This is a genomic window from Fictibacillus tiangongensis (assembly GCF_048083785.1).
Classification (GTDB): domain Bacteria; phylum Bacillota; class Bacilli; order Bacillales; family Fictibacillaceae; genus Fictibacillus.
In genome coordinates this window covers 4,146,696-4,166,550 of the sequence record NZ_CP182294.1, presented here as the reverse complement: position 1 = coordinate 4,166,550, position 19,855 = coordinate 4,146,696, and the positions used below count along the sequence as shown (strand labels likewise).

27 protein-coding genes are annotated in these 19,855 nt (G+C 35.5%); 24 read left to right on the top strand and 3 right to left on the bottom strand.

Going from position 1 to position 19,855, the window contains the following annotated elements:
• The first annotated feature begins 67 nt into the window (after window positions 1-67).
• The 6 genes from ACNJYY_RS21785 (at window position 68) to ACNJYY_RS21760 (ending at window position 4,532) form a co-directional block, all read left to right on the top strand.
• Window positions 68-508, top strand: a complete 441-nt coding sequence (locus ACNJYY_RS21785) for an OsmC family protein (RefSeq protein WP_231308752.1) — start codon at window positions 68-70, stop codon at window positions 506-508.
• 94 nt (window positions 509-602) lie between these two features.
• A complete protein-coding gene (gene msrA, locus ACNJYY_RS21780; protein WP_231308751.1) occupies window positions 603-1,556 on the top strand; it encodes a peptide-methionine (S)-S-oxide reductase MsrA in 954 nt (317 codons plus the stop codon).
• 135 nt (window positions 1,557-1,691) lie between these two features.
• Complete coding sequence (locus ACNJYY_RS21775; protein ID WP_231308750.1) at window positions 1,692-2,327, top strand: peroxiredoxin-like family protein; 636 nt, start codon at window positions 1,692-1,694, stop codon at window positions 2,325-2,327.
• Between the two features lie 59 nt (window positions 2,328-2,386).
• Entirely contained in the window at window positions 2,387-3,220 is an 834-nt protein-coding gene (locus ACNJYY_RS21770) for an EAL domain-containing protein (protein ID WP_416730104.1), read from the top strand.
• 21 nt (window positions 3,221-3,241) lie between these two features.
• Complete coding sequence (locus tag ACNJYY_RS21765; RefSeq protein WP_231308748.1) at window positions 3,242-4,171, top strand: sensor domain-containing diguanylate cyclase; 930 nt, start codon at window positions 3,242-3,244, stop codon at window positions 4,169-4,171.
• 151 nt (window positions 4,172-4,322) lie between these two features.
• Window positions 4,323-4,532 (top strand): aspartyl-phosphate phosphatase Spo0E family protein, encoded by a 210-nt coding sequence (locus ACNJYY_RS21760; protein ID WP_231308747.1) that lies wholly within the window; start codon window positions 4,323-4,325, stop codon window positions 4,530-4,532.
• A 45-nt stretch (window positions 4,533-4,577) separates the two neighbouring features.
• On the opposite strand, the gene ACNJYY_RS21755 is transcribed toward ACNJYY_RS21760, so the two are convergent.
• On the bottom strand, window positions 4,578-4,901 hold the full coding sequence (locus tag ACNJYY_RS21755; RefSeq protein WP_231308746.1) for a thioredoxin family protein: 324 nt from the start codon (window positions 4,899-4,901) through the stop codon (window positions 4,578-4,580).
• Window positions 4,902-5,136: 235 nt separating this feature from the next.
• On the opposite strand from ACNJYY_RS21755, the gene cyoE reads away from it, so the two are divergent.
• The 7 genes from cyoE (at window position 5,137) to ACNJYY_RS21720 (ending at window position 10,431) form a co-directional block, all read left to right on the top strand.
• Complete coding sequence (gene cyoE / locus ACNJYY_RS21750; RefSeq protein WP_231308745.1) at window positions 5,137-5,973, top strand: heme o synthase; 837 nt, start codon at window positions 5,137-5,139, stop codon at window positions 5,971-5,973.
• A gap of 174 nt (window positions 5,974-6,147) precedes the next feature.
• Window positions 6,148-7,092, top strand: coding sequence for a thioredoxin-disulfide reductase (trxB, locus tag ACNJYY_RS21745; protein WP_231308744.1), 945 nt, complete (start codon window positions 6,148-6,150; stop codon window positions 7,090-7,092).
• Window positions 7,093-7,487: 395 nt separating this feature from the next.
• Window positions 7,488-8,147: a peroxiredoxin-like family protein gene (locus tag ACNJYY_RS21740; protein WP_231308743.1), complete on the top strand. Its 660-nt coding sequence runs from the start codon at window positions 7,488-7,490 to the stop codon at window positions 8,145-8,147.
• A 28-nt stretch (window positions 8,148-8,175) separates the two neighbouring features.
• Window positions 8,176-8,490: a thioredoxin gene (gene trxA, locus ACNJYY_RS21735; protein WP_231308742.1), complete on the top strand. Its 315-nt coding sequence runs from the start codon at window positions 8,176-8,178 to the stop codon at window positions 8,488-8,490.
• Between the two features lie 227 nt (window positions 8,491-8,717).
• Complete coding sequence (locus ACNJYY_RS21730) at window positions 8,718-9,233, top strand: YkgB family protein (RefSeq protein ID WP_231308741.1); 516 nt, start codon at window positions 8,718-8,720, stop codon at window positions 9,231-9,233.
• Between the two features lie 170 nt (window positions 9,234-9,403).
• Window positions 9,404-9,721, top strand: a complete 318-nt coding sequence (locus ACNJYY_RS21725; protein WP_231308740.1) for an iron-sulfur cluster biosynthesis family protein — start codon at window positions 9,404-9,406, stop codon at window positions 9,719-9,721.
• A gap of 68 nt (window positions 9,722-9,789) precedes the next feature.
• Window positions 9,790-10,431, top strand: coding sequence for a peptide-methionine (S)-S-oxide reductase (locus ACNJYY_RS21720; protein WP_231308739.1), 642 nt, complete (start codon window positions 9,790-9,792; stop codon window positions 10,429-10,431).
• A 47-nt stretch (window positions 10,432-10,478) separates the two neighbouring features.
• Here ACNJYY_RS21720 and ACNJYY_RS21715 read toward each other — a convergent pair whose 3' ends face one another.
• On the bottom strand, window positions 10,479-10,964 hold the full coding sequence (locus ACNJYY_RS21715) for a peroxiredoxin-like family protein (protein WP_231308738.1): 486 nt from the start codon (window positions 10,962-10,964) through the stop codon (window positions 10,479-10,481).
• Between ACNJYY_RS21715 and ACNJYY_RS21710 the strand changes: the two genes are divergently transcribed.
• From ACNJYY_RS21710 to ACNJYY_RS21680, 7 genes are all read left to right on the top strand, one after another.
• Window positions 10,876-11,070 (top strand): redoxin domain-containing protein, encoded by a 195-nt coding sequence (locus tag ACNJYY_RS21710; protein ID WP_231308737.1) that lies wholly within the window; start codon window positions 10,876-10,878, stop codon window positions 11,068-11,070. The genes ACNJYY_RS21715 and ACNJYY_RS21710 overlap by 89 nt on opposite strands.
• 438 nt (window positions 11,071-11,508) lie before the next feature.
• Window positions 11,509-12,192: a Crp/Fnr family transcriptional regulator gene (locus ACNJYY_RS21705; protein WP_231308735.1), complete on the top strand. Its 684-nt coding sequence runs from the start codon at window positions 11,509-11,511 to the stop codon at window positions 12,190-12,192.
• 381 nt (window positions 12,193-12,573) lie between these two features.
• Complete coding sequence (locus ACNJYY_RS21700; protein WP_416730103.1) at window positions 12,574-13,899, top strand: redoxin domain-containing protein; 1,326 nt, start codon at window positions 12,574-12,576, stop codon at window positions 13,897-13,899.
• 327 nt (window positions 13,900-14,226) lie between these two features.
• Entirely contained in the window at window positions 14,227-14,430 is a 204-nt protein-coding gene (locus ACNJYY_RS21695) for a hypothetical protein (RefSeq protein ID WP_231308732.1), read from the top strand.
• A 16-nt stretch (window positions 14,431-14,446) separates the two neighbouring features.
• The gene (locus ACNJYY_RS21690) at window positions 14,447-14,668 is read left to right on the top strand and encodes a hypothetical protein (RefSeq protein WP_231308731.1); all 222 of its coding nucleotides are present in this window, start codon (window positions 14,447-14,449) and stop codon (window positions 14,666-14,668) included.
• A gap of 21 nt (window positions 14,669-14,689) precedes the next feature.
• On the top strand, window positions 14,690-14,878 hold the full coding sequence (locus ACNJYY_RS21685; RefSeq protein ID WP_231308730.1) for a hypothetical protein: 189 nt from the start codon (window positions 14,690-14,692) through the stop codon (window positions 14,876-14,878).
• A gap of 81 nt (window positions 14,879-14,959) precedes the next feature.
• Window positions 14,960-15,472 carry an HGGxSTG domain-containing protein gene (locus ACNJYY_RS21680; protein ID WP_231308729.1) on the top strand — a complete coding sequence of 171 codons (513 nt, stop codon included), beginning with the start codon at window positions 14,960-14,962 and terminating at the stop codon, window positions 15,470-15,472.
• 58 nt (window positions 15,473-15,530) lie between these two features.
• On the opposite strand, the gene ACNJYY_RS21675 is transcribed toward ACNJYY_RS21680, so the two are convergent.
• A complete protein-coding gene (locus tag ACNJYY_RS21675) occupies window positions 15,531-17,342 on the bottom strand; it encodes a DUF6119 family protein (RefSeq protein WP_231308728.1) in 1,812 nt (603 codons plus the stop codon).
• Window positions 17,343-17,532: 190 nt separating this feature from the next.
• Between ACNJYY_RS21675 and ACNJYY_RS21670 the strand changes: the two genes are divergently transcribed.
• From ACNJYY_RS21670 to ACNJYY_RS21655, 4 genes are all read left to right on the top strand, one after another.
• Window positions 17,533-17,997 (top strand): DUF7226 domain-containing protein, encoded by a 465-nt coding sequence (locus ACNJYY_RS21670; RefSeq protein ID WP_231308727.1) that lies wholly within the window; start codon window positions 17,533-17,535, stop codon window positions 17,995-17,997.
• A 177-nt stretch (window positions 17,998-18,174) separates the two neighbouring features.
• The gene (locus tag ACNJYY_RS21665) at window positions 18,175-18,993 is read left to right on the top strand and encodes a recombinase family protein (RefSeq protein ID WP_231308726.1); all 819 of its coding nucleotides are present in this window, start codon (window positions 18,175-18,177) and stop codon (window positions 18,991-18,993) included.
• Window positions 18,994-18,996: 3 nt separating this feature from the next.
• A complete protein-coding gene (locus tag ACNJYY_RS21660; protein ID WP_231308725.1) occupies window positions 18,997-19,185 on the top strand; it encodes a hypothetical protein in 189 nt (62 codons plus the stop codon).
• A complete protein-coding gene (locus ACNJYY_RS21655; protein ID WP_231308724.1) occupies window positions 19,186-19,521 on the top strand; it encodes a GIY-YIG nuclease family protein in 336 nt (111 codons plus the stop codon).
• The last annotated feature ends 334 nt before the right edge of the window (window positions 19,522-19,855 follow it).

The window sequence follows — 19,855 nt, the reverse complement described above, 5'->3', positions numbered from 1 at the left end:
TTAAAAAGGATTCTGGTTATACTCCAAAGTGTAAGTAAATGAAAAAACATTTTAGGAGGAATTAATCATGGCATTACTTAAATTTGGTATTGAATCAACATCACAACAGGTAACTACAGAGGTTAAGGCCGGAGCTCATACATTTTATGTAGACGAGCCAAAGAATTTAGGTGGAAACGATAAGGGTGCAAACCCTTTAAACACACTTCTTGGATCACTTGCAGGATGTGAAAATTACATTGCAAACATTGTAGCAAAAGAAATGAAGTTTAACCTCAACGGAATTGACTTCAAAATTGAAGGAGCTTTAGATCCAAAAGGATTAATGGGTGACCCTTCTGTCAAGCAATACTTCCAGACGCTTAAGATTGAAGCACTTGTTGATACTGACGAGTCTGATGAAAGAATTCAAGAGCTAAAAGAGAAAACAGATTCAAGATGTCCAGTATTCAACATCTTAAAGGATACGAACTTTATTCAGATTCAATCTACTTGGAAAAGAAAATAAAAAAAACTGATAGAAAAGAACCCCTTAGACTGAGGGGTTTTTTCTGCACTGTATTGGTAATCTGGATAAATTAACATCTATAGGAGGTAGGACTATGTCAACACAATATGAGTTAGCTACATTTGCTGGTGGATGTTTTTGGTGTATGGTTCAGCCCTTTGATGAGTTGCCAGGTATTATAAAAGTTGTGTCGGGCTATACAGGTGGACATAAAGAGAACCCAACCTACAATGAAGTGTGTTCGAATAAAACGGGTCATTACGAGGCTGTTCAAATTACGTATGATCCGAACGTGTTTCCATACGAAAAGCTGTTAGAGCTATTTTGGCAGCAAATAGATCCAACTGATGCTCAAGGTCAGTTTGGGGATCGAGGAGAGTCTTACAAAACGGCCATTTTTTATCATACTGAGGAACAAAAGCGTCTCGCTGAAGAATCTAAAAAGAAGCTAGAGGACAGCAAAAGGTTTACAAAACCAATTGTTACAGAAATAAAAGAGGCAGCCGTGTTTTATCCTGCTGAAGAATATCATCAAGGTTATTATAAAAAGAATTCCTTACATTATAACCGTTATAAAGAAGGCTCAGGCCGAGCAGGATTTATCCGTGAAAATTGGAAGAAACACCACTCAGTAAACATTAAGAAGCTTACGCCTATTCAGCATCGTGTGACACAAGAAAGCGGTACGGAGCCTCCCTTCCAAAATGAATTTTGGGATCATAAGGAGGAAGGAATCTATGTAGACATTATTTCTGGAGAGCCACTATTTAGCTCTCTTGATAAATTTGATTCTGGTTGTGGGTGGCCAAGCTTTACCAAGCCTATAAAGCATCAAGAAGTTCTCGAAAAACTAGATACGTCACATGGGATGAGACGCATTGAAGTCAGAAGCACCTCGGCAGATTCTCATTTAGGACATGTCTTTGATGATGGTCCGCGTGATAAAGGTGGACTTCGATATTGCATTAACTCTGCTGCCCTTAAATTCATTCCCAAAGATAAGCTGGAAGAAGAGGGCTATAGTGAATATCTTCGCTTATTTGAATAGATAGGAAACGCCCTGGATTTAAATGCCTCTGGGGCGTTTTTTTCTGAATATATAAAAAACGTTAGCTGGGTAACAGTATCTTTTCCTCTTTTTAGATACAATGAATGACAATAAGAAAGTATGGGAGGATATAGTATGAATTTACGAGAGCAACTTGAAGCTAAAATTAAGCAGTTTGTGAATAATCGTCCTCAGGAAATACAAGATATTTTTAGGGATGCCGCTGAGGATTTAGAAAAGCATGCGCCTAAAGGTCTAATTGCCGGGCAAACAGCACCGAACTTTACATTGCCAAGTGCAAATGGGGAAGCTGTCACTCTATATGATGAACTTAAGAAGGGCCCTGTTATATTAACTTTTTATCGCGGAGCTTGGTGTCCATATTGTAACCTTGAACTCAAGGCTTACCAGGAGCTGCTTCCTCAAATAAAGCAAAGAGGTGCACAGATACTGGCAGTAAGCCCGCAAACTCCAGATTCTTCTTTAACCATGAAGGAGAAAAATGAGCTGCAATTTCATTTGTTAAGTGATAAAGGGAATCAGGTATCAAACGAATACAACCTAACCTTCAAAATGCAAAAAGTCTTAATAGAGTTATACCAAAAATTAGCACTGGAACTTCCAAGCTATAATGGAGAGGATAGCTGGGAGCTGCCACTTGCGGCTACATTTGTTATTAGTCAACAGGCGAAGATCATCTATGCTTATGTAGATACTGATTATCGGAAAAGAGCAGAACCATCTGAGGTGTTAGAATATCTACCGAACTAACTTTATCTCGTACTAACAGGAGCTAAAACCCCATTAATTGAAGATTCATTTTATGAGGAATGGGTGATCTTAAAGGTAATCCTTTCTTAACAAAAAGAAACCAGTATGAGAGGAGTGATGAAATGCTTTTTAAGGATAAAGAAAACAAAGTAATTGAAATCCATTGCGCAACTTTGATGAAAGAAATTGATATGACTTTAAAGACAGGTGATATTAACACGTTTGAACAGCCTATCTTTGACATTCGAAACAAAAAGGAAATAGCAACGGAGCTATTGAATCGACCTTCTGCCCAATCTACATTTTCTTCACCTGATCAATTTTACTCTTTTGCTGCCGGACACGGGCAGATACACAAAGTGGATACTTTTGTATTAAGAGCTGGAGTTGAGAGGTTATTGAAAAAGTCGAGTCAACCAAGCTTCGTATTTGTTAATATTCATCTTTCCACTCTATTTACAGATGATTGGCAAGACATGCTCCCACATATAAAAACAAGCAAATTTCAAATAGTGCTAGAGCTGTCTGAGCGAGAAGGACTTGGCAATTATACCAAAGAAGAAGTGATTCGAAAGATGAAAGAGCTAAGGGAGCTTGGAATGAGAATTGCTGTTGATGATATAGGAAAAGGTTATTCCGGTCTACATACCCTTGCCATGGTAGAGCCTGATTTTGTAAAAATTGACCGTGATTTGGTTAAGGATATTGGTCATGATAGCTATCGTCAGCACATGATGAAAGCCTTAATTGACTATTGGCTTCAACAGGATGTAAGCATTATCGCAGAAGGAGTCGAAACAGAAGAAGAGGTATTATTCTTTAAAAATCATGGTGTCCCTTTTTTTCAAGGCTATTATTTTATGAGACCGAAGCTAGTCAAAGTGGAAGAATAGATGATGTAAAGGATGATAAACATGATTAATTTATCACATGTCCAAACCTTTTCGACCGTTCTAAATGATATTCTAGAGATTGCACAGGAACTAGTAGGAGATTATAGCTTCTACATGAGCTTCATGGACGGTGAACAAACGAAGATTATTCAAACGTTATTCCTAAAAGAAGATGTCCTAACAGAAAGCTGCCTTTATAAAACAGATGACACCTTTTGTCAGTTAATCTCGTTGAATCAAAAACCGGTATTGATTCATGATAGCCTTACGGAAACACAATTTGGAATTCTCACATTAAATATCTCTCATGCATACAAAATGGATATAAGATCATATGCCGGAGTGCCTATTTACCACAAGGATGGATCTATTTTAGGTGCTATTTGTTCGTTAAGTCATAATGTCAAAGCGTTTAGCGAAAAGACCATTACCGTATTAGAGAAGGTTTCGTCCTTTTTATCCTATGCTATAGAGCTGGAGCTGTCTAATATAAAGGATTCCCTTACTGGATTATACAATAGAGTGCTCTGGAACCGTTTAGTTTCTAATCCTACCCTTGTAACCGAACCTTTTACATTCTTAATGTTTGATATTGACCATTTTAAACAGGTAAATGACCGGTTGGGCCATCACATTGGTGATGAAGTGCTGAAAGGGCTAGGTGAAATGATTTTGAGGTATATACCAAAAGATGCCTACGGCTTTAGATTTGGAGGAGACGAATTCGGAGTTCTTCTGAATAGCCCCTACAAACAAGAATGTGAAGTTTGTGCAAACAATTTATTAAATGCTTTTGAGAAGATGGCTGCAGAAATATTGCCAGATTTGAGTCTTTCGATTGGACTGGTTCATTCCCATCAAATGAAGATGCATGAGCTGCTAGAAGGGGCCGATAAACTTCTCTATCAGTCGAAAAGAACGGGTGGGGCTAAAATTACAAAGGTCCAATAGATTTAATGTGGAGCAGTTCATCCTGCTCTTTTTTTTTGCCATATTTCTATAGGTATCTGCATTAATGTGAAGTGGCTTACATTAATCGTAAGAGAGGTGAGGTAAAGTATTCCATAAGAGGTGGTTTTAACAAAAATGAGGTGAATCTGTCATGAAGAAAGAGTCCTGTAATCCGGTTATCCCAATTTATTATTTAAGGTACATGATTGAGGAACGAAGACAAGAGATACTACAAGTATTTAAAGAGAATAAAGATTTACAATCACCTTTGATCATCCATTTAAGCCAAGAGCTCGATGTATTACTAAATCTCTATTTGGATAGCAGTAAAAACGATCATCAAGTAACCAATGAGGTATGACATTGAAAAAGGGATCAAGCTAAAGCATGATCCCATTGTTTATGTTTACTTAAAATAAGTTGCTAAGAACTCGGTTACACTTTCAGGTGTTTTGGCATGAGCACTGTGTAGGTGACCAATCTTCTCGCCATTCTTAAAAACGAGTAGGCTTGGAATTCCCATCACTTCATACGTAGATGAGGTATCCTGGAATTCATCTCGATCCATTTCATAAAGTGGAAAAGGATTCAAATCCTCTAATACCTCTCCCATAAATGCATCCATGCGTCTGCAGTCTGGACACCAGTTTGTGTCGAACTTAACTACGACTGGCTTCTCTGAGTTAATAATCTGATTAAATGCCGCTTTATTTGTAATCCTTTTTTCCATATCTATCTTCCTTCCCATAAGTATTTAGTGAACTTACATGACTTATCATAGGCGATTATCCACTTTATATTCTGTAATCTTGCTTACATTTCTGAAATAAGAGCTTCTTACAAGTTTAAACCAAACAAAGTTATAACATAAAAACTGTGAGTTAGCTTACTTTTCAATAGAAAAAAATGACTTATAATGAAAGGGTTTAAAAAGAATGTAAGAAATAAAGAGAAGAGTGAGAAAAATGGGGAATAAAAATAAAAGTGGGACAGCTGAAAAATGTTCAATTGCATTCCAGCTTGTAAAGGTAGGGATTGTCAAATCTAATGTTTTAGCTGTCATTGCTGGAATGTGTTTAGCATGTATTTCGATAGAGGTAACCCTTCTTGAAAATGGGTTAGTTATGGTGCTAACCATTATCGGATCTGCTTTTGTCATAAGCTCGGCCGGAGTATTTAATAATCTTTATGATCGAGATATTGATTTTCTAATGGAAAGGACACGCTACAGACCAACGATTACAGGTGCCATTAGTGACCTCACCGCTTTTATGGCAGGAAGCATCTTGCTTATTGCTGGAGTCGGTTTGCTATATGTAGCGGAGCCGCTTGCTGCTTTATATGGTTGGCTAGGCTGGTTTTTATATTTAGTACCATATACGATATGGTCTAAACGGAGGACCATTTATAATACGGAAATTGGTAGCTTGTCTGGTGCAATAACTCCTCTAATTGGCTGGTCGGCAATTTCGTCAGGTGAACTTCATCTATCTATTATTGGTCTTTTTTTAATCATGGTTTTATGGCAAATGCCCCATTTTTATGCCATTGCCATTCATCGATATGAGGAATATAAACTAGCTAGGATACCTATGCTGCCGGTGATAAAGGGTTTTGAACGAACCTACTTTCAGACACACGTTTACCTACTAGGGTTAATTTTTGCTAGCTTTTTATTTATAGAGTTAAGGGCTATTTTCATCCTGATCCTTTTACTTTCTATTTCTTGGTTCTTACTCAGTGTTAGTTGGAAGAAACGAATGCCATTTAAACAATGGGCGAGTAAGATGTTTGTATTTTAGCTTGTTTATATTACTCTTTTGTATAGTGGAATAATCGTTTATTCGTTGATAGAAGTAATCCTAAGACTGTTAGCTATCTAACATTTTTATTTAAAAAAGTGAGCTATACTCAATAAAGGAAATGAAAAAACATTTGTTTGTACGATGATGAGGAGATGGAAGGAGATGGAATATATGACGAATGAGAATATTTATGATGTAATCATCATTGGAGCAGGTCCTGCTGGGATGACAGCCGCAGTTTATACTTCTCGAGCCAATCTCTCTACCTTAATGATTGAAAGAGGAGTACCTGGAGGACAAATGGCAAATACAGAAGAAGTTGAAAACTATCCTGGTTTTGGTCATATCTTAGGTCCAGATCTCTCCAATAAGATGTTTGAGCATGCAAAGAAGTTTGGCGCACAGTACGCATATGGAGATATAAAAGAGATTGTTAATGGCGAAGAATATAAAACGGTTAGAACCAGTTCAAAGGAATTTAAGGCTCGTTCAGTGATCATCTCAACTGGTGCAGAATATAAGAAACTAGGTGCTCCTGGTGAAAAGGAATTATCAGGACGCGGGGTATCTTATTGCGCAGTCTGTGATGGGGCTTTCTTTAAAGGAAAGGACCTTGTGGTTGTCGGTGGGGGAGACTCTGCTGTAGAAGAAGGAGTATACTTGACAAGATTTGTTAATAAAGTAACGATTGTTCATCGACGTGACGAATTCAGAGCACAAAAAATTATTCAGCAACGTGCGTTTGAGAACGAGAAAATAGAGGTCATCTTTAACACGACAATTCAATCTATACATGAACAAACAGGAAAAGTAGGATCTGTTAAGCTCGTATCTACAGAAGATGGTTCAGAAAAAGAGTTTAAGACAGATGGCGTGTTTATCTATGTGGGAATGGTTCCGTTAACTGCTCCATTTCAAGATCTTGGCATTACGAATTCGATGGGCTACATTGAAACGAACGATCAAATGGAAACAAAGGTCGAAGGCATTTTTGCAGCTGGAGATGTCCGGGAAAAAACGTTACGTCAGATTGTAACAGCTACAGGTGATGGAAGCATCGCTGCACAAAGTGCACAACATTATGTAGAAGAGCTTTTGGAAAATCTAAAACGATAAAGTAGATAAGAAACATTTCTTCTTAAAGGAAATGTTTCTTTTATATTTTTAAAAAAATAGTGGTGATGTCGAAGGAACATATGGATTGAACGCTTGAATGAAGTGGAGGTTGCAATTTATGGAATCTTTGCTTTTTGCAAGCATGATCGTTTCGGTTAAGGTGAGACACCGCCGGAGTATGTGTCGAGAAGGCGCGCAGTTAGCCCCGCGGAAAGCGAATATTCCTGAACGTATATCACACCTTATTTTCAGGGTAGTCCCAAAATAAAAAGGACTGTGAGCACTGTAAATGTAAGCTATCTAACATTATTAAAGTAAGAAAGACCTTATACTCATAAATGTAAAAACAAGTTGTCAGTAACCAAATTAATTTTATGAATGGGAGGAGAATTCTAATGAATGAACAGGTTCCGTTATACGAACAATTACAAGGTGTTGTAGAACAATTTAAGCTGCAAGCACCACAAGAGGTATTAGATAATTTAGCAAAGTCTGTATCGGATTTAATTGAAAAGGAACAAGTGAGTGGGTTAGTGGTAGGCTCAAAGGCTCCCAACTTTACTCTAAAAGACGCAACAGGTAAGGAAGTAACTCTTTCTGAGGAGGTAGCAAAGGGTCCGGTCATTCTTACGTTTTATCGTGGAGGATGGTGCCCATTTTGTAACCTTGAGCTTCAAGCCTATAAAAAGCATATGGATACCATTAAAGAACAAGACGCTCAATTGATTGCGGTAAGTCCAGAATCGCCAGATAATTCGTTGAGCTCAAGAGAAAAGCATGACCTACCTTTCTATGTCTTAAGCGATACAAATAGTCATGTCTCTTCTGCTTACAAAGTAGCTTATGAGGTACCTGAATACTTAGCTGAGACGTTAAAGGGAGCTCTTGGGTTAGACCTCATTAGATATAATGATGCTGATGTGGCCATGCTGCCTGTACCAGCTACGTATATCATTGACAAGGAAGGAATCATTCAACTTGCATTTGTAAACCCTGACTATACCTCCCGTTTAGAGCCAACGAAAGCGATTGAAGTTCTTAACAACTTAAAATAAATTACAATTTCAAAGGAGATTGATATTTATGGCAGTATTAAATGTGACGGATCAAACGTTTTCAAAAGAAACTACTAGTGGATTGGTGTTAGCTGACTTTTTTGCTACATGGTGTGGACCTTGTAAAATGATAGCACAGGTATTAGAAGAGCTTGATCAGGATATGGGAAATCAAGTTAAAATTGTGAAGATTGATGTCGATCAAAACCAAGAAACAGCCAACAAATTTGGTATCATGAGTATTCCGACTCTACTAGTTATGAAAGATGGCAAAGTTGTAGATACTTTGGTTGGTTTGAAATTTAAGGAAGCAATTAAGGAAGCATTAAATAATCATATCTAAACCTAAAAAATCATTGAGAAGTAACCATTTTTTCAGTGTAGTACCTCCTGACACCATCCGTAAATGATGCTAGTTAATTATAGAGCTACTAACTGCATCAAACGGGGATAAAGGAATTCATTCAGAAGAAATGCCCGAATTAGCATCAGGAAAAATGGAGAAACAGTTTTAAAAGCTTTTTGGTAAATAAAAACTTACTATCGCTAATGGCGGAGGAGGAAATGTTCATGTTCACGTTATTTGAAGCTTTCGGTAAAAAAATTGAGATCATCGGAACAAAGAGTTTATTTATTGCACTGGCCATCGTTTATATTTGGATTGGCGCGATGAAATTCACGGTCTACGAAGCGAAGGGAATTGCCCCCTTTGTAAGCAATAGTCCAGTACTTGGATGGCTTTACAACTATTTTTCAATTCAAACGTTTTCTTCTCTATTGGGAATATTAGAATTATTAGTTGGCCTACTCATTCTCAGTCGTTTTGTCTCTCCGAAGCTGTCAGCTGTTGGAGCGTTTCTTTCCTGCATTCTATTTCTGACGACACTGAGTTTCATGATCTCTACGCCGGGGGTCTTTGAGTCGAGCCTCGGATTCCCCGCGCTTTCTGTAGTTCCAGGTCAATTTCTTTTGAAGGATCTCGTCTTGCTGGGCGCTTCTGTGTTTGCCTTGGGCGAGTCTCTGAAGGCTAGCCGCGGAACGCGTCATGAAACCCAGGAGAGGCGCTATCCTGATTTGCAGGAATAATCTTAAAGATCTTTATGTAAAAACAGGGTAAGTTAGAACTGAATCAAAGTTTTACAGAAGAAAACGGAAAGATATTAATTTTGATAGAGAATTTACAAGATATTCATCTTAAAGCCTATTTGGAAGACTGTAACCTTAGCGGGTGCTAAATATATAAAGGGGGCATTCAAATGAATGTACAATTTTCGGAAAGAGCAGTTGAGAGACTGTCCCAAGAACCAGCAATCGCGTATGAGCTAAATCCGAGTCTAGGAGGCTGCTCTATTGGAGCAGATTGGGTGACATTTGTAGGATTGATGGAACTGGATCCGGTGATAAAGGAGCAATTTCTTTCAACAAACTTTATGCCTGTGTTATTAGGTCATAAGTCAGATCACTTATTTGATGAAGATTTAGTCGTGGATTATAATCCAAGTAAGTCTACATTTATATTAAAAAGCAATAGCCAAATCTATACGGCCTATATGAAATTAGACTATAAAAAATAAGAAGGATACAAGCCAAGCATCTTGCATGTAAGATTGCTTTGGTTTGTATTTTTTTAGGGGTGATTAGATTGGAGAGAGTCACGTTAGGAATGGGCTGTTTCTGGGGACCGGAAGCACGCTTTGGTTATCATACAGGTGTAATCAAAACAAGAGTCGGGTATGCAGGGGGAACAGAAGGTCAGCCCACATCCAGAAACACCTTAGACTATACGGAGGCTTTAGAAATACTATATGATGCAGATGTATTGAGTTTAGATCAAATACTGAACCAATTTTTTCAACAGCATAATACGATGAGACCTCCACGCTCGATTAAGTATCGTTCTGTCCTGTTTTATCACAACGAGGAACAGCAGACTAATATGCTTCAAAAAGTAGAGGAAATGAAGCGGTTACATGATGATTGCTATACCTATGTAGAGTTTCTTGATTCCTTTTACGAGGCGGAAATTCGTCATCAGAAGTATTTTCTTCAGAGATGGAAACCTATTTTTAAAAAGTGGCAGGAGCTTCAAGAGGGAAAGGAGTCACTAACTGACTCAACCCTTGCCGTTAGGCTAAATGGACTTTATAAGAGCTGTGGATCACTTGAAGAGTTGAAGCAAGAGTTTCCCGATTCGGCCTTTGACTCTCTTTGGTCTTTAATCAGAGAAGATTCTATGAACCAGATAAACCACTCGGCAGAAGAGCGTAATATTGAACAAACATAGAAGGCAGACGCTACTAAAAAAAGCAGCCCAAAAGAGGGCTGCTCTAATTATAATTTTCTTAAAGCGCGTAATATATCATTTGGTTCTAATCGAGACATAAAGTTAGGGTTGACATGCTTAAACCTGACTTCTCCTGTTTCATCTATCATGAATGTAGCTGGTACGGGCAAAATCCATTTTGCTTTTCCGTTAAAGGACTCTAAATCTAATCCAATCTTCTCATAAGCGTTCTTTAAGTAGTCAGGAACGTCAAAAAGCACATTAAACTTTGCGGACACTATCCCTCTCGGATCACTTAACACTTGGAAATCCAGTTCGTTTTTTTCTTGCGTGGATAAGGTATTGTCAGGAGTTTGTGGACTGATAGCTAATAGCTGTGCTCCTAGCCCATGAACTTCGGGTAAAATCTCTTGGTATGCTTTTAATTGTCGATTATTTGAGGCCATGCAGGCTTTTGAGCGTTCTATTAAGGAGGCGCAAGAATCAGGATTAGTCACAGGAGTCGCAGAAGGTGAGAAGGCCAAAGATTTCACTTTGAAAAACCATCTTGGTGAAGACATAAATCTATATGAAGAGTTAGAAAAAGGGCCGGTAGTGGTAACCTTTTATCGTGGTTCATGGTGTCCTTTCTGGAGTTAGGTGTAGTAATTCACGAGATATAGCATCTAATTCAGCATTTAACGTCATGTTTTTATCTCCTCTTTAATGGATATGTTTATTATCTCCTCTTATTTTTATAATTTATGTAAGCTTCCTTACATTTACTTTTAAAGAAAACATGTAAAATAAAAAATGATAAGTAAGAAGTAAATATACATCCAGTAGCTAAGACAACCTATGAAGGAAAGAAGAGTGAGGAGGATATGATTTTATATACTTTGCCAAGCTGTTGCAAATGTGATGAAGTCATCAAGCTATTTAAGAAGCTAGACCTTGATGTGAAAGTGATAAGTATTTTTGATAATATAGATACAGGGAGAGCCCTTACACTTGATAATGGCCTACCTATGTTAGAGGTGGAAGATGAATGGTTAGATTTTGAGATGATTTTGAAACGATATAGAGAGAGGTGTAATCATGGATAAACTTATGTTACTTTCACAGATTAATTTACTTGATGAGCTTCCGGAAGAAGAATTAAGAAAAATAGATGAAGTGACATTAACAGCACCTATTAAGAAGGGAACCATTATTCTAAGTCCGACTCAACAAATGAGGTCTTTATTTTTCTTGAAAAAAGGTCAGGTTCGACTATATAAAGTGTCTTCGACCGGAAAAGAATTCACGGTTGATCTTTTAAGTGAAGGAAATGTGTTTGGAGAAACATCCAGTTTTTCGTTAACAGAATCTGAAATTTATGCTGAAACAATGGTTGATTCGTTTGTATGCACTCTATCAAAGGACAGATTTGAAGATTTTATCCGACAAAACCCAGATATTGCCATAAAGCTCATTACCATTTTGACTTCAAAGCTTAAAGAGATGTATCAGATTACCGAAAGTATTGCCTATAAAGATGTAAAGTATCGAATTGTACTTCTTCTCATGCAGCTAAGTAATCGATTTGGCATAAGGAGTGGGAGTTGGCAAACGGTCGAAGTTAAAATTACCCAACATGATATCGCGAGTATGATTGGCTCATCTAGAGAAACGGTCAGCCTATTTTTAGGGGAGCTTGAGAAGGAAGAAGTAATTATGAGGAAGCCTTTAAAAATTAATACAGCCTTGACTAAGGAGTTATATGGGGTGGAAGAGGGATAACCGTATACTCTTTGTCTTGTCATGTGCTCTACTAAAGCTAACAAAAAAGTTTCTTGTTTACTGTCATTTCTATGTCTGAAGGAGACACAATGGATTTATTGTTTTTTCACTATCCTCATCCACTCAATTGTTCCTCTTCAGCCATTTACTCCTCGTAATATCCATCCAGTTCTTTACTGTTACTATATCAGAAATAAGAAGATTGTAAAAATATGTTAGTAAGAGGTCTGTGTACGGAAACCTCCGAGTTTGTTCATTATTTTTCAAGATATCCATAATTTGAGGACTATAAAAAATGAGAAAAGCTTTTTACTAAGTATGTAGAGTACAACGCTTTACTGAAAATGTTAGGGAATACCTTAGCGAAAGGATGTTTTAGTTGTGGCAAAGGGCTTAACAGTTGGTCATAAAGCACCAGATTTCAAGCTAGAATCAAGTCAAGGTGGATTCGTTTCATTAAAGGATTTTGAAGGAAAACCACTGTATCTGATTTTTTTACGTGGGACCTGGTGTCCGAGTTGTAGAAAACAATTAGAAATGCTTAAAGATTATTATGATGAATTTTTAAGTAAAGGAATACAGCTAATTGGAATTGCTGGCCAAAAAATAGAGGGGATAATTCAGTATACGGAAGCTACCGGAATTAAAATACCTATATTATCTGATGAAACACGGAAAGTTATAAAGCAATATGAGGTTTTTGTTCCTATTAAATGGGATTCATTCCGTATTGCGATACCAGCTTCCTACTTATTAGATGACCAGCATGTTATTCGTTATTCTTATGTAGGTGATCATCAAAACGACCGTCCCACTGCAGAGGAAATTATGAGTATGATTGAACAGTTGCCTCTACAAATTACTAAGGATTACGATTTTAAAGCAGAGTTGCCCGTCTATATATCTGCCCTAAACGAGACGTTCGGGGATATTAAAAACTCAACAGAATACTCAGTGAAAAGCATTGGGAGCAATTTGTTGAACATAAACAAAGTAGAAAAAGAAATGTCAGTTAGTTTTAATGCCCTCTCTGCGTTTGTGGATGTTTTTAATGAAATGACAGACAAGTTAAATGAACACACCGTTAAACTAACTCACTATTCTTCTGATACTAGAGACGTGGCGGAAATGAATAATAAGCTAGCGAATCATGTAAAAGATACAGCAGATATTATGAATGATTTGAGAAACCTTACCCAAAACGTTTCTAAAATGAGTCAGGTCATAATGGAAGTCTCGTCACAAACGAAAATACTTTCCTTAAATGCAAGTATTGAATCTGCACGTACGGGAGAAGCAGGAAAAGGATTTTCTATAGTTGCCCAAGAGGTAGGGAAATTAGCGGCTCAGACAGATTCTGCTTCCCTTGAAATCCGGAGCACGCTTGAGCAAATTGAATCTAAAATTACCCAAAGCTTTACTTCATTTAAAACCTTTGACTCTACTATAGAAGAGGTTAATTCTAAGGTGAGTGGATATGCAGATGGAATTGATAAGGTCTCACATGAATTAAGTGTGTTGTCTGAGCATGCAGCCTCTATTATGAAGGATTCCATTAATATAAAAGAAACACAAGCAGCAATCCAACAAAAAATCTATTCAATTCGAGAGAAAGAAGAGTCAATTAGAAGTGAAATGGATGAGATTAATATAGATATGAATAAGAATGTTGAGATGTTGCAAGAAATAGAAGGTAAGTTAAGATAAATAAAGTGCCTGACCCCCGGCACACTAAAGGATTAACGCACTGGGGGTTTTCTCCTGCTAAAATAGTCATAAAAGTTTATACGTTAATGATAAGAATAGTCTTGCCTATATGCTTTACCATAAATACAAAGGTGAACCGTATCACAAGTGATGGTAAACAGGAAGATGGAGATTACTATATCTATAAATAAACTACGAAAATTGCAAAAAAGTTAATGCGTTAGGAAGACAGGTTCAAAAGAACTTGTCTTTTTTATTTTACCACTTAAAAAATGGACAATTTATCTTATAGATTAATATGTGAGCAAAAGAACGGAGGTGATACAAATGATCAGAGTATTAGGTAGTCATGTTGTAATTGACCTAAGAGGAACAAGTTCAAAAAAAGTTTCCCGAAAAGATTTTGACAAAAGCATAGATGAATTATGTACTGCTTTAAAGAAAAACACTGATGATATTAAACACTTTTTGGATAACTATCCAGATGTATATTCTAAAGGAGGTTATCAGTTAACAATCCGAAATAAATAAACTAGGGGTGAAGATAATGTTTTTAATTGAAAGTGAAAAGTTATGGTGTGAATTTAGATATGATGAAGATTTAACTGAGCAAGAATTATTAAAAAGTATTGAGACAATTTATACCTATATTAAGCAAAACCCCAAAGAAGTAACAGATTTATTCAACAGATTTACAATGAGAGAAAACAACTATATGAGTATAAACTTGGTTAGTTTAGGGTTTGAAAAAGATGAGCAGCAATTATGAGTAATAGGGGCGATGAATGTAGTGGAAGAAGACAAGGATTTATTATTGGATCTATATAAAGATATGGAGAAGTTAGAACTAATCATTTTTGATAGGTCAGCAGAAATACTATTCTATAGAGCATTTATTAAAGAAAAAGGACTTGAAGAAGAATTTGAACAACGAGTGAAGGAAGCTACAGCATTGACAAAAATTAATAGGTTTATATAGCAATTAAAGGAGGGAGGGGCAAATTGCTTCCCCCTTCATTTTCAAACGATACCCCATGAATAGAGGTCTGGTGGTGAAAACATGGAAAAGATAATATGTGGCGCAAAAACTAGGCAAGGAACACCTTGTAAAAAGACACCTTTAAAGAATGGTCGCTGTCGACTACACGGTGGTAAAAGTACAGGACCTAAAAATAAGGAAAAACACCGAGAAAGCCTAAAAGGTAATAAAAATGCAATCGTTACTGGTGAATATGAAAACATTTCATTTGATACGTTATTAGATGATGAAAAGGTACTTTATGAAATGATTCCAGAGGACATAGATAAGCAAGTAAAAGGGAGATATAAGCTACTTGAAATCCGTACTCGGCGTCTTATGAAGCGTTATGCAGAGGAACTTAAAAAAAATAAGCCTGATATCAGATTAATAAACCGTCTAGAAGAAGCGCTAACTAGGATAGATTCAAGAGCAAATGAGCTGATCAGAGAAATGCGCGAACTATCGATTAAAGAGCACCTCGATGAAAATGAACCTTTAGAACAGCTAGTTAGCGTATTGCATGAATTAAGAATAAACAAAGTAAAAGAATAATAATTTATCAGGGAAGTTTAGAAAACTAACAATTATAGTCATGTTAGTTTTCTGTAAGTTAATTGTCTGATTTTATTTCTACAATTCTTAAATCAAAGTCAAATCTTTTAACTTGAGAAATTAAATTTAAGATTGAAATTTTTGCTGGAGTAGAAGTTATTGTATCAGGATTATATAGATTATGATTCTTAGACTTAAACGCAAAAACAAAAGTTATTTTCATAGATGGACTTAATATGGTTTCAATAAATTCTTCAGCGGTGTTGAATTTGTTTAGGAATTTAATAGCTGAATTTCTAGAAGAATCTGATATTTTTGGCATATCTTTATTCTTTATGGATTGGTAATATTCAAGGAGAAACTCTCTGTCATTATATAAAATGGCAGCCTGGATAGATTCCATAGCGATAAGTATTTGTTCACATAAAATACGAGTACTTCCTGCAAGTCCATCTTTAACATGAAATAAAAGGATTTCCTCTTCTTCAATTCTAAGCAAGTCACAAATTTCCACGTTTCTTACAAGCATTTTATCTAATACATAATATCCATCACTATCGTGATATGAATAATTATATTTCCCCTCATCGTCACCAGATTTCCAACTTTTTAATGTAATTGTTTTTGAAGAGTTTTCGTAAATCGGTATTACCCTATCAATAAAGGTTTTGTTAATTTCTTCGATAAAGTTACTATCTAGATAAAACCATTTTCCGTTTATTAGAATGTAATGTGTATTATTATAAATTAAGCTTAGGTCTAATAGGTCTAAAATCCGTTCATAAATTATACGCTCATTGTCAATATAACCTTCTAAGGAAACTGCTTTAAGAAAATCCTCAATAATACTCTTATTTGTCCCAATTATTTTTTCAAAATAAAACTTATTAAAAACTTCAATTATGTCAACAAATTCAACTTCATTCTCATATCGTCCTAGTTCTTTTCCATTTGAATTCCGCTTTTTTAAAACATAATAATCACAGTCTATATATAAGTTGTTTGAATTTAAAATTTTTATATTAGAATTATTGATTTCTTCTTTATTTCGATTTAATGATTCAAATATCATGCGTTCTAACTCGGAATTCAGTTCTTTAAAAAGTGAATCTCTATAATCCACCTCATGGAATTTATTTATATTATGCTCCGAATCTACATGATTGATAAGTCGGTCAAGATTTTTCATAAATATATCTAGTTCTTTTAAATTTAGAGATTTTCCTAGCTTAATAGAATCGCGTGCAAGAAAATTAAAACCTTCTTTTTTCTCTTTAATATTTACACCAAATTCTCTACATATTTTCTCCTTAGTAAGGAAAGTATTTATCTCTTTGAAATAATTACTTATATTGTTTTCAGATATTAAGTTAACGAAATTATTAAAATATTGTTGTCCACTAAAGCGGTTTCCTTGTAAAGATCTGTCAGCAATACTTTTGATGATGTTATCTCTAGGAAGCATAATTTTTGATAGAATCTCCAATCCAAAAGCATAATCTTTGTATTCACTAATAACTAAATGCCCCTTACCACCAGTTATTGCAAAAAAATTATTTTGAATCTTTATAAAAAATAAGAATGAGTGGCTAATGTTTTTAATTTGCCTAATGTCATCGTAAAGTAACTCATTCAATGTATCCTTCCATTGAGGAGTGGTCTGATGCATAGCAACATAAACTTTGATACTTTCTATATGTTTAAAAGGAATTTGAGTATTAATTTTTTTTAGCTTATATGTTTCTAATTCTGATTCATCTGTATTTTCATTTTGACTGTGGTTATATTTGTGAACAATTTCCTCGCAATACTGATCAAAATTATAGCTATCATTTTTTAATTGATATACTGTAAATTTAGCAGACCTCATAATTCCCCTCCATAGCACTAAAGGCTCGAATATATTTTATCATATTTAAGTGTTTATTGGATTAAAAAGGTAATTCAATAGATTAAAAGAAGTGGTCGATTGTATGTAAATATGAAATAAAGACTTCTTACATAAATCAATATATGGTATGATTTAACATATTCTTTTTTCTCTCATAAGGAGTGGAGCGATGTTAAATTCGGCAGTTATTCCCCAAGCAGATAGACTTGAAGATGTCATTAGAGGTATAGAAGCAGTTGCGCGTGGAGCGAGAACCTATCAAGAAATTGCACATGCAATAGGAAAAGTTGAGAGGCAAGGACGTTATTATAGATTGGCTGGAGAGCAACTGGGTATGATTAGTTTGGCGGGAAAAAATCATTCTGAATTAACACCTAAAGGTAGGGAGTTTCTATCTCTACCTAAAGACGCAAGACAAGTGTTCTTAGCTAACGCTGCTTTAGATAATCAAGCCTTAAGTTTGGTATTCGAATTTATAGAAGACAATCCTAATTCGACTAGAATAGATGTTTCACAGTATTTAAGATCTCTAAATATCAGTGAAAGCGTAGCTCATAGGCGATCTACTACTACGATTGAACGCCGTTTAAAAATAAGATATCTAGACTTCATGAGTTTTTCTACATTAATTTAGAGACAAGGCCAACTTTTGGTCCTTGTCTTTTTTTTGAACAATTTGAGTAAGAAACGCTGTAAAAAGTAATTATACATGTTGTTTGGCTGCTTTTTTATAACATCTTATACATAAGAGTTTACAAAAGTAACGAGAGGTCCTATACTCGTTTTACAAATTTAGGAAGGTCGTGTATGTATGGAAAAAGTATTTGGTTATGTTCGTGTTTCGACTGAAACCCAAGCTGAAAAAGGATATGGAAAAGATGTTCAAGAAACAGCTATTAAAGAGTATTGCAAAATAAATAAGTTAGAAATAGTTACAGTTTTTAGGGATTTAGGAGTAAGTGGTACTTTATTTCCACGTGATGGGATAACAGATTTATTTGCTGCTTTATCTGAGGGAGTTATCAAAAGAGTAGTTGTAATGAATACTAGCCGCTTATGGAGGGCAGATAATGCGAAGGTAATGATAAAAAGACAACTTATGAAAGACAGTGTAAGAGTAACTAGCATTGAACAACCTACCTATTCCATTTACGACAGAGATCCAAATGACTTTTTACTTAATGGAATGATGGAATTACTTGATCAATACGATCGATTAAGCATCAATATGAAGCTGGCAAATGGAAGACGTCAAAAGGCTAAAGGTGGAACTAAGGCTTGTGGGAATCCTCCACTTGGCTACAAGTGGAAGCATGAAGGGGTTCAAAAGCCTATTGTGGTACTTGATGACGGGAAAGTGGAAATTGTTAAAGAAATATTTAGAAGTTATTTAGACTTAAAATCCATTAGGAAGGTTCAACATAATTTATGTGAGTTAGGTTATAAAACCCATCATGGAAAAGATTTTTCTACTATGGCGATACGAAATATCTTAACTAATCGCTTCTACTTGGGAGAAGTAAGACATTTAGATTTAATTGTAAAAGGCCAACATCCACCACTTATTAATGTAATTTCTTTCGGCAAAGTTCAATCCCAATTAAGAAGAAATCAAAGAAAGGGGGCATAGCTTTTGAAATATGATATTGAGAGATTGATAAATCTACCAAGAAAATCCTCAAAAGACTACTTAGAACTTATGCACCAGGCACTTGAACTAGGCGATAAACAATGGTTTGAAGAACTAGCAAAAGAAAAGGTTCGTATTGAAAAAATTGAAGAAAAAATAAAAAAAGAGTTGGGTTGGAGAGGAGAAAATTAAATGGAGATTAACAAATGTCTTAGTTTATTTGATGATTATATAGTTACACCAGGATTCAATAGGACTGATATATCAACATGGTTTAGCCAAAGTGCAAAAAAAGGTTATAAGAGAGGGGTTTATGCAGTACTTAACTATCGACTTGAAGTACTTTATGTTGGTTCTTCAACTAATTTACGTAAGAGAGTTCCGGAACATTTATATCAAGATAAACTAACCGGCCATTTCCAAGAAGTACTGCTAATTGGTATTAAGAATCTAGAAGGAGATGTAACTTCCTTAGAGAGAGAATATATCAGGTTGTTAAATCCTAAGCTAAACAAGTATCGATATTAGGATGTTTTAAAAGTCCGGTATAAAGGTCAAGCTGTGTAGCTTGATCTTTTTTTATAAAAAATTTCAATCGTATTTAAAAAAGAGATGATTTATCCAATATGTTAAATGTAACGAGATTGGTTGCTATGCAATTTTAAAAGGTGACACCATGTTAACCCCTATTAAACACAAATAATATTCATATAAAGGTTCTCGTGGCGTAAATAACCATTTCGCTAAATTAACTATTGTAACGATTAAGTTCTTGTAATTAAGTACTTAATCTATCAACCAATCATCACTTATAAACTTAAAAAACTTATCGCCTTAAACCAGATATTAAGGAGATGAGCTT

Coding starts and splice junctions, on each gene's coding strand:
- cyoE (WP_231308745.1), top strand. CDS start 5,137: ATGGGGAATAAAAATAAAAGTGGGACAGCTGAAAAATGTTCAATTGCA.
- ACNJYY_RS21665 (WP_231308726.1), top strand. CDS start 18,175: ATGGAAAAAGTATTTGGTTATGTTCGTGTTTCGACTGAAACCCAAGCT.
- ACNJYY_RS21770 (WP_416730104.1), top strand. CDS start 2,387: ATGGGTGATCTTAAAGGTAATCCTTTCTTAACAAAAAGAAACCAGTAT.
- ACNJYY_RS21755 (WP_231308746.1), bottom strand. CDS start 4,901: ATGGAAAAAAGGATTACAAATAAAGCGGCATTTAATCAGATTATTAAC.
- ACNJYY_RS21785 (WP_231308752.1), top strand. CDS start 68: ATGGCATTACTTAAATTTGGTATTGAATCAACATCACAACAGGTAACT.
- ACNJYY_RS21670 (WP_231308727.1), top strand. CDS start 17,533: ATGTTAAATTCGGCAGTTATTCCCCAAGCAGATAGACTTGAAGATGTC.
- ACNJYY_RS21705 (WP_231308735.1), top strand. CDS start 11,509: ATGGATAAACTTATGTTACTTTCACAGATTAATTTACTTGATGAGCTT.
- trxB (WP_231308744.1), top strand. CDS start 6,148: ATGACGAATGAGAATATTTATGATGTAATCATCATTGGAGCAGGTCCT.
- ACNJYY_RS21695 (WP_231308732.1), top strand. CDS start 14,227: ATGATCAGAGTATTAGGTAGTCATGTTGTAATTGACCTAAGAGGAACA.
- ACNJYY_RS21740 (WP_231308743.1), top strand. CDS start 7,488: ATGAATGAACAGGTTCCGTTATACGAACAATTACAAGGTGTTGTAGAA.
- ACNJYY_RS21710 (WP_231308737.1), top strand. CDS start 10,876: ATGCAGGCTTTTGAGCGTTCTATTAAGGAGGCGCAAGAATCAGGATTA.
- trxA (WP_231308742.1), top strand. CDS start 8,176: ATGGCAGTATTAAATGTGACGGATCAAACGTTTTCAAAAGAAACTACT.
- ACNJYY_RS21760 (WP_231308747.1), top strand. CDS start 4,323: ATGAAGAAAGAGTCCTGTAATCCGGTTATCCCAATTTATTATTTAAGG.
- ACNJYY_RS21690 (WP_231308731.1), top strand. CDS start 14,447: ATGTTTTTAATTGAAAGTGAAAAGTTATGGTGTGAATTTAGATATGAT.
- ACNJYY_RS21730 (WP_231308741.1), top strand. CDS start 8,718: ATGTTCACGTTATTTGAAGCTTTCGGTAAAAAAATTGAGATCATCGGA.
- ACNJYY_RS21775 (WP_231308750.1), top strand. CDS start 1,692: ATGAATTTACGAGAGCAACTTGAAGCTAAAATTAAGCAGTTTGTGAAT.
- ACNJYY_RS21680 (WP_231308729.1), top strand. CDS start 14,960: ATGGAAAAGATAATATGTGGCGCAAAAACTAGGCAAGGAACACCTTGT.
- msrA (WP_231308751.1), top strand. CDS start 603: ATGTCAACACAATATGAGTTAGCTACATTTGCTGGTGGATGTTTTTGG.
- ACNJYY_RS21725 (WP_231308740.1), top strand. CDS start 9,404: ATGAATGTACAATTTTCGGAAAGAGCAGTTGAGAGACTGTCCCAAGAA.
- ACNJYY_RS21655 (WP_231308724.1), top strand. CDS start 19,186: ATGGAGATTAACAAATGTCTTAGTTTATTTGATGATTATATAGTTACA.
- ACNJYY_RS21765 (WP_231308748.1), top strand. CDS start 3,242: ATGATTAATTTATCACATGTCCAAACCTTTTCGACCGTTCTAAATGAT.
- ACNJYY_RS21675 (WP_231308728.1), bottom strand. CDS start 17,342: ATGAGGTCTGCTAAATTTACAGTATATCAATTAAAAAATGATAGCTAT.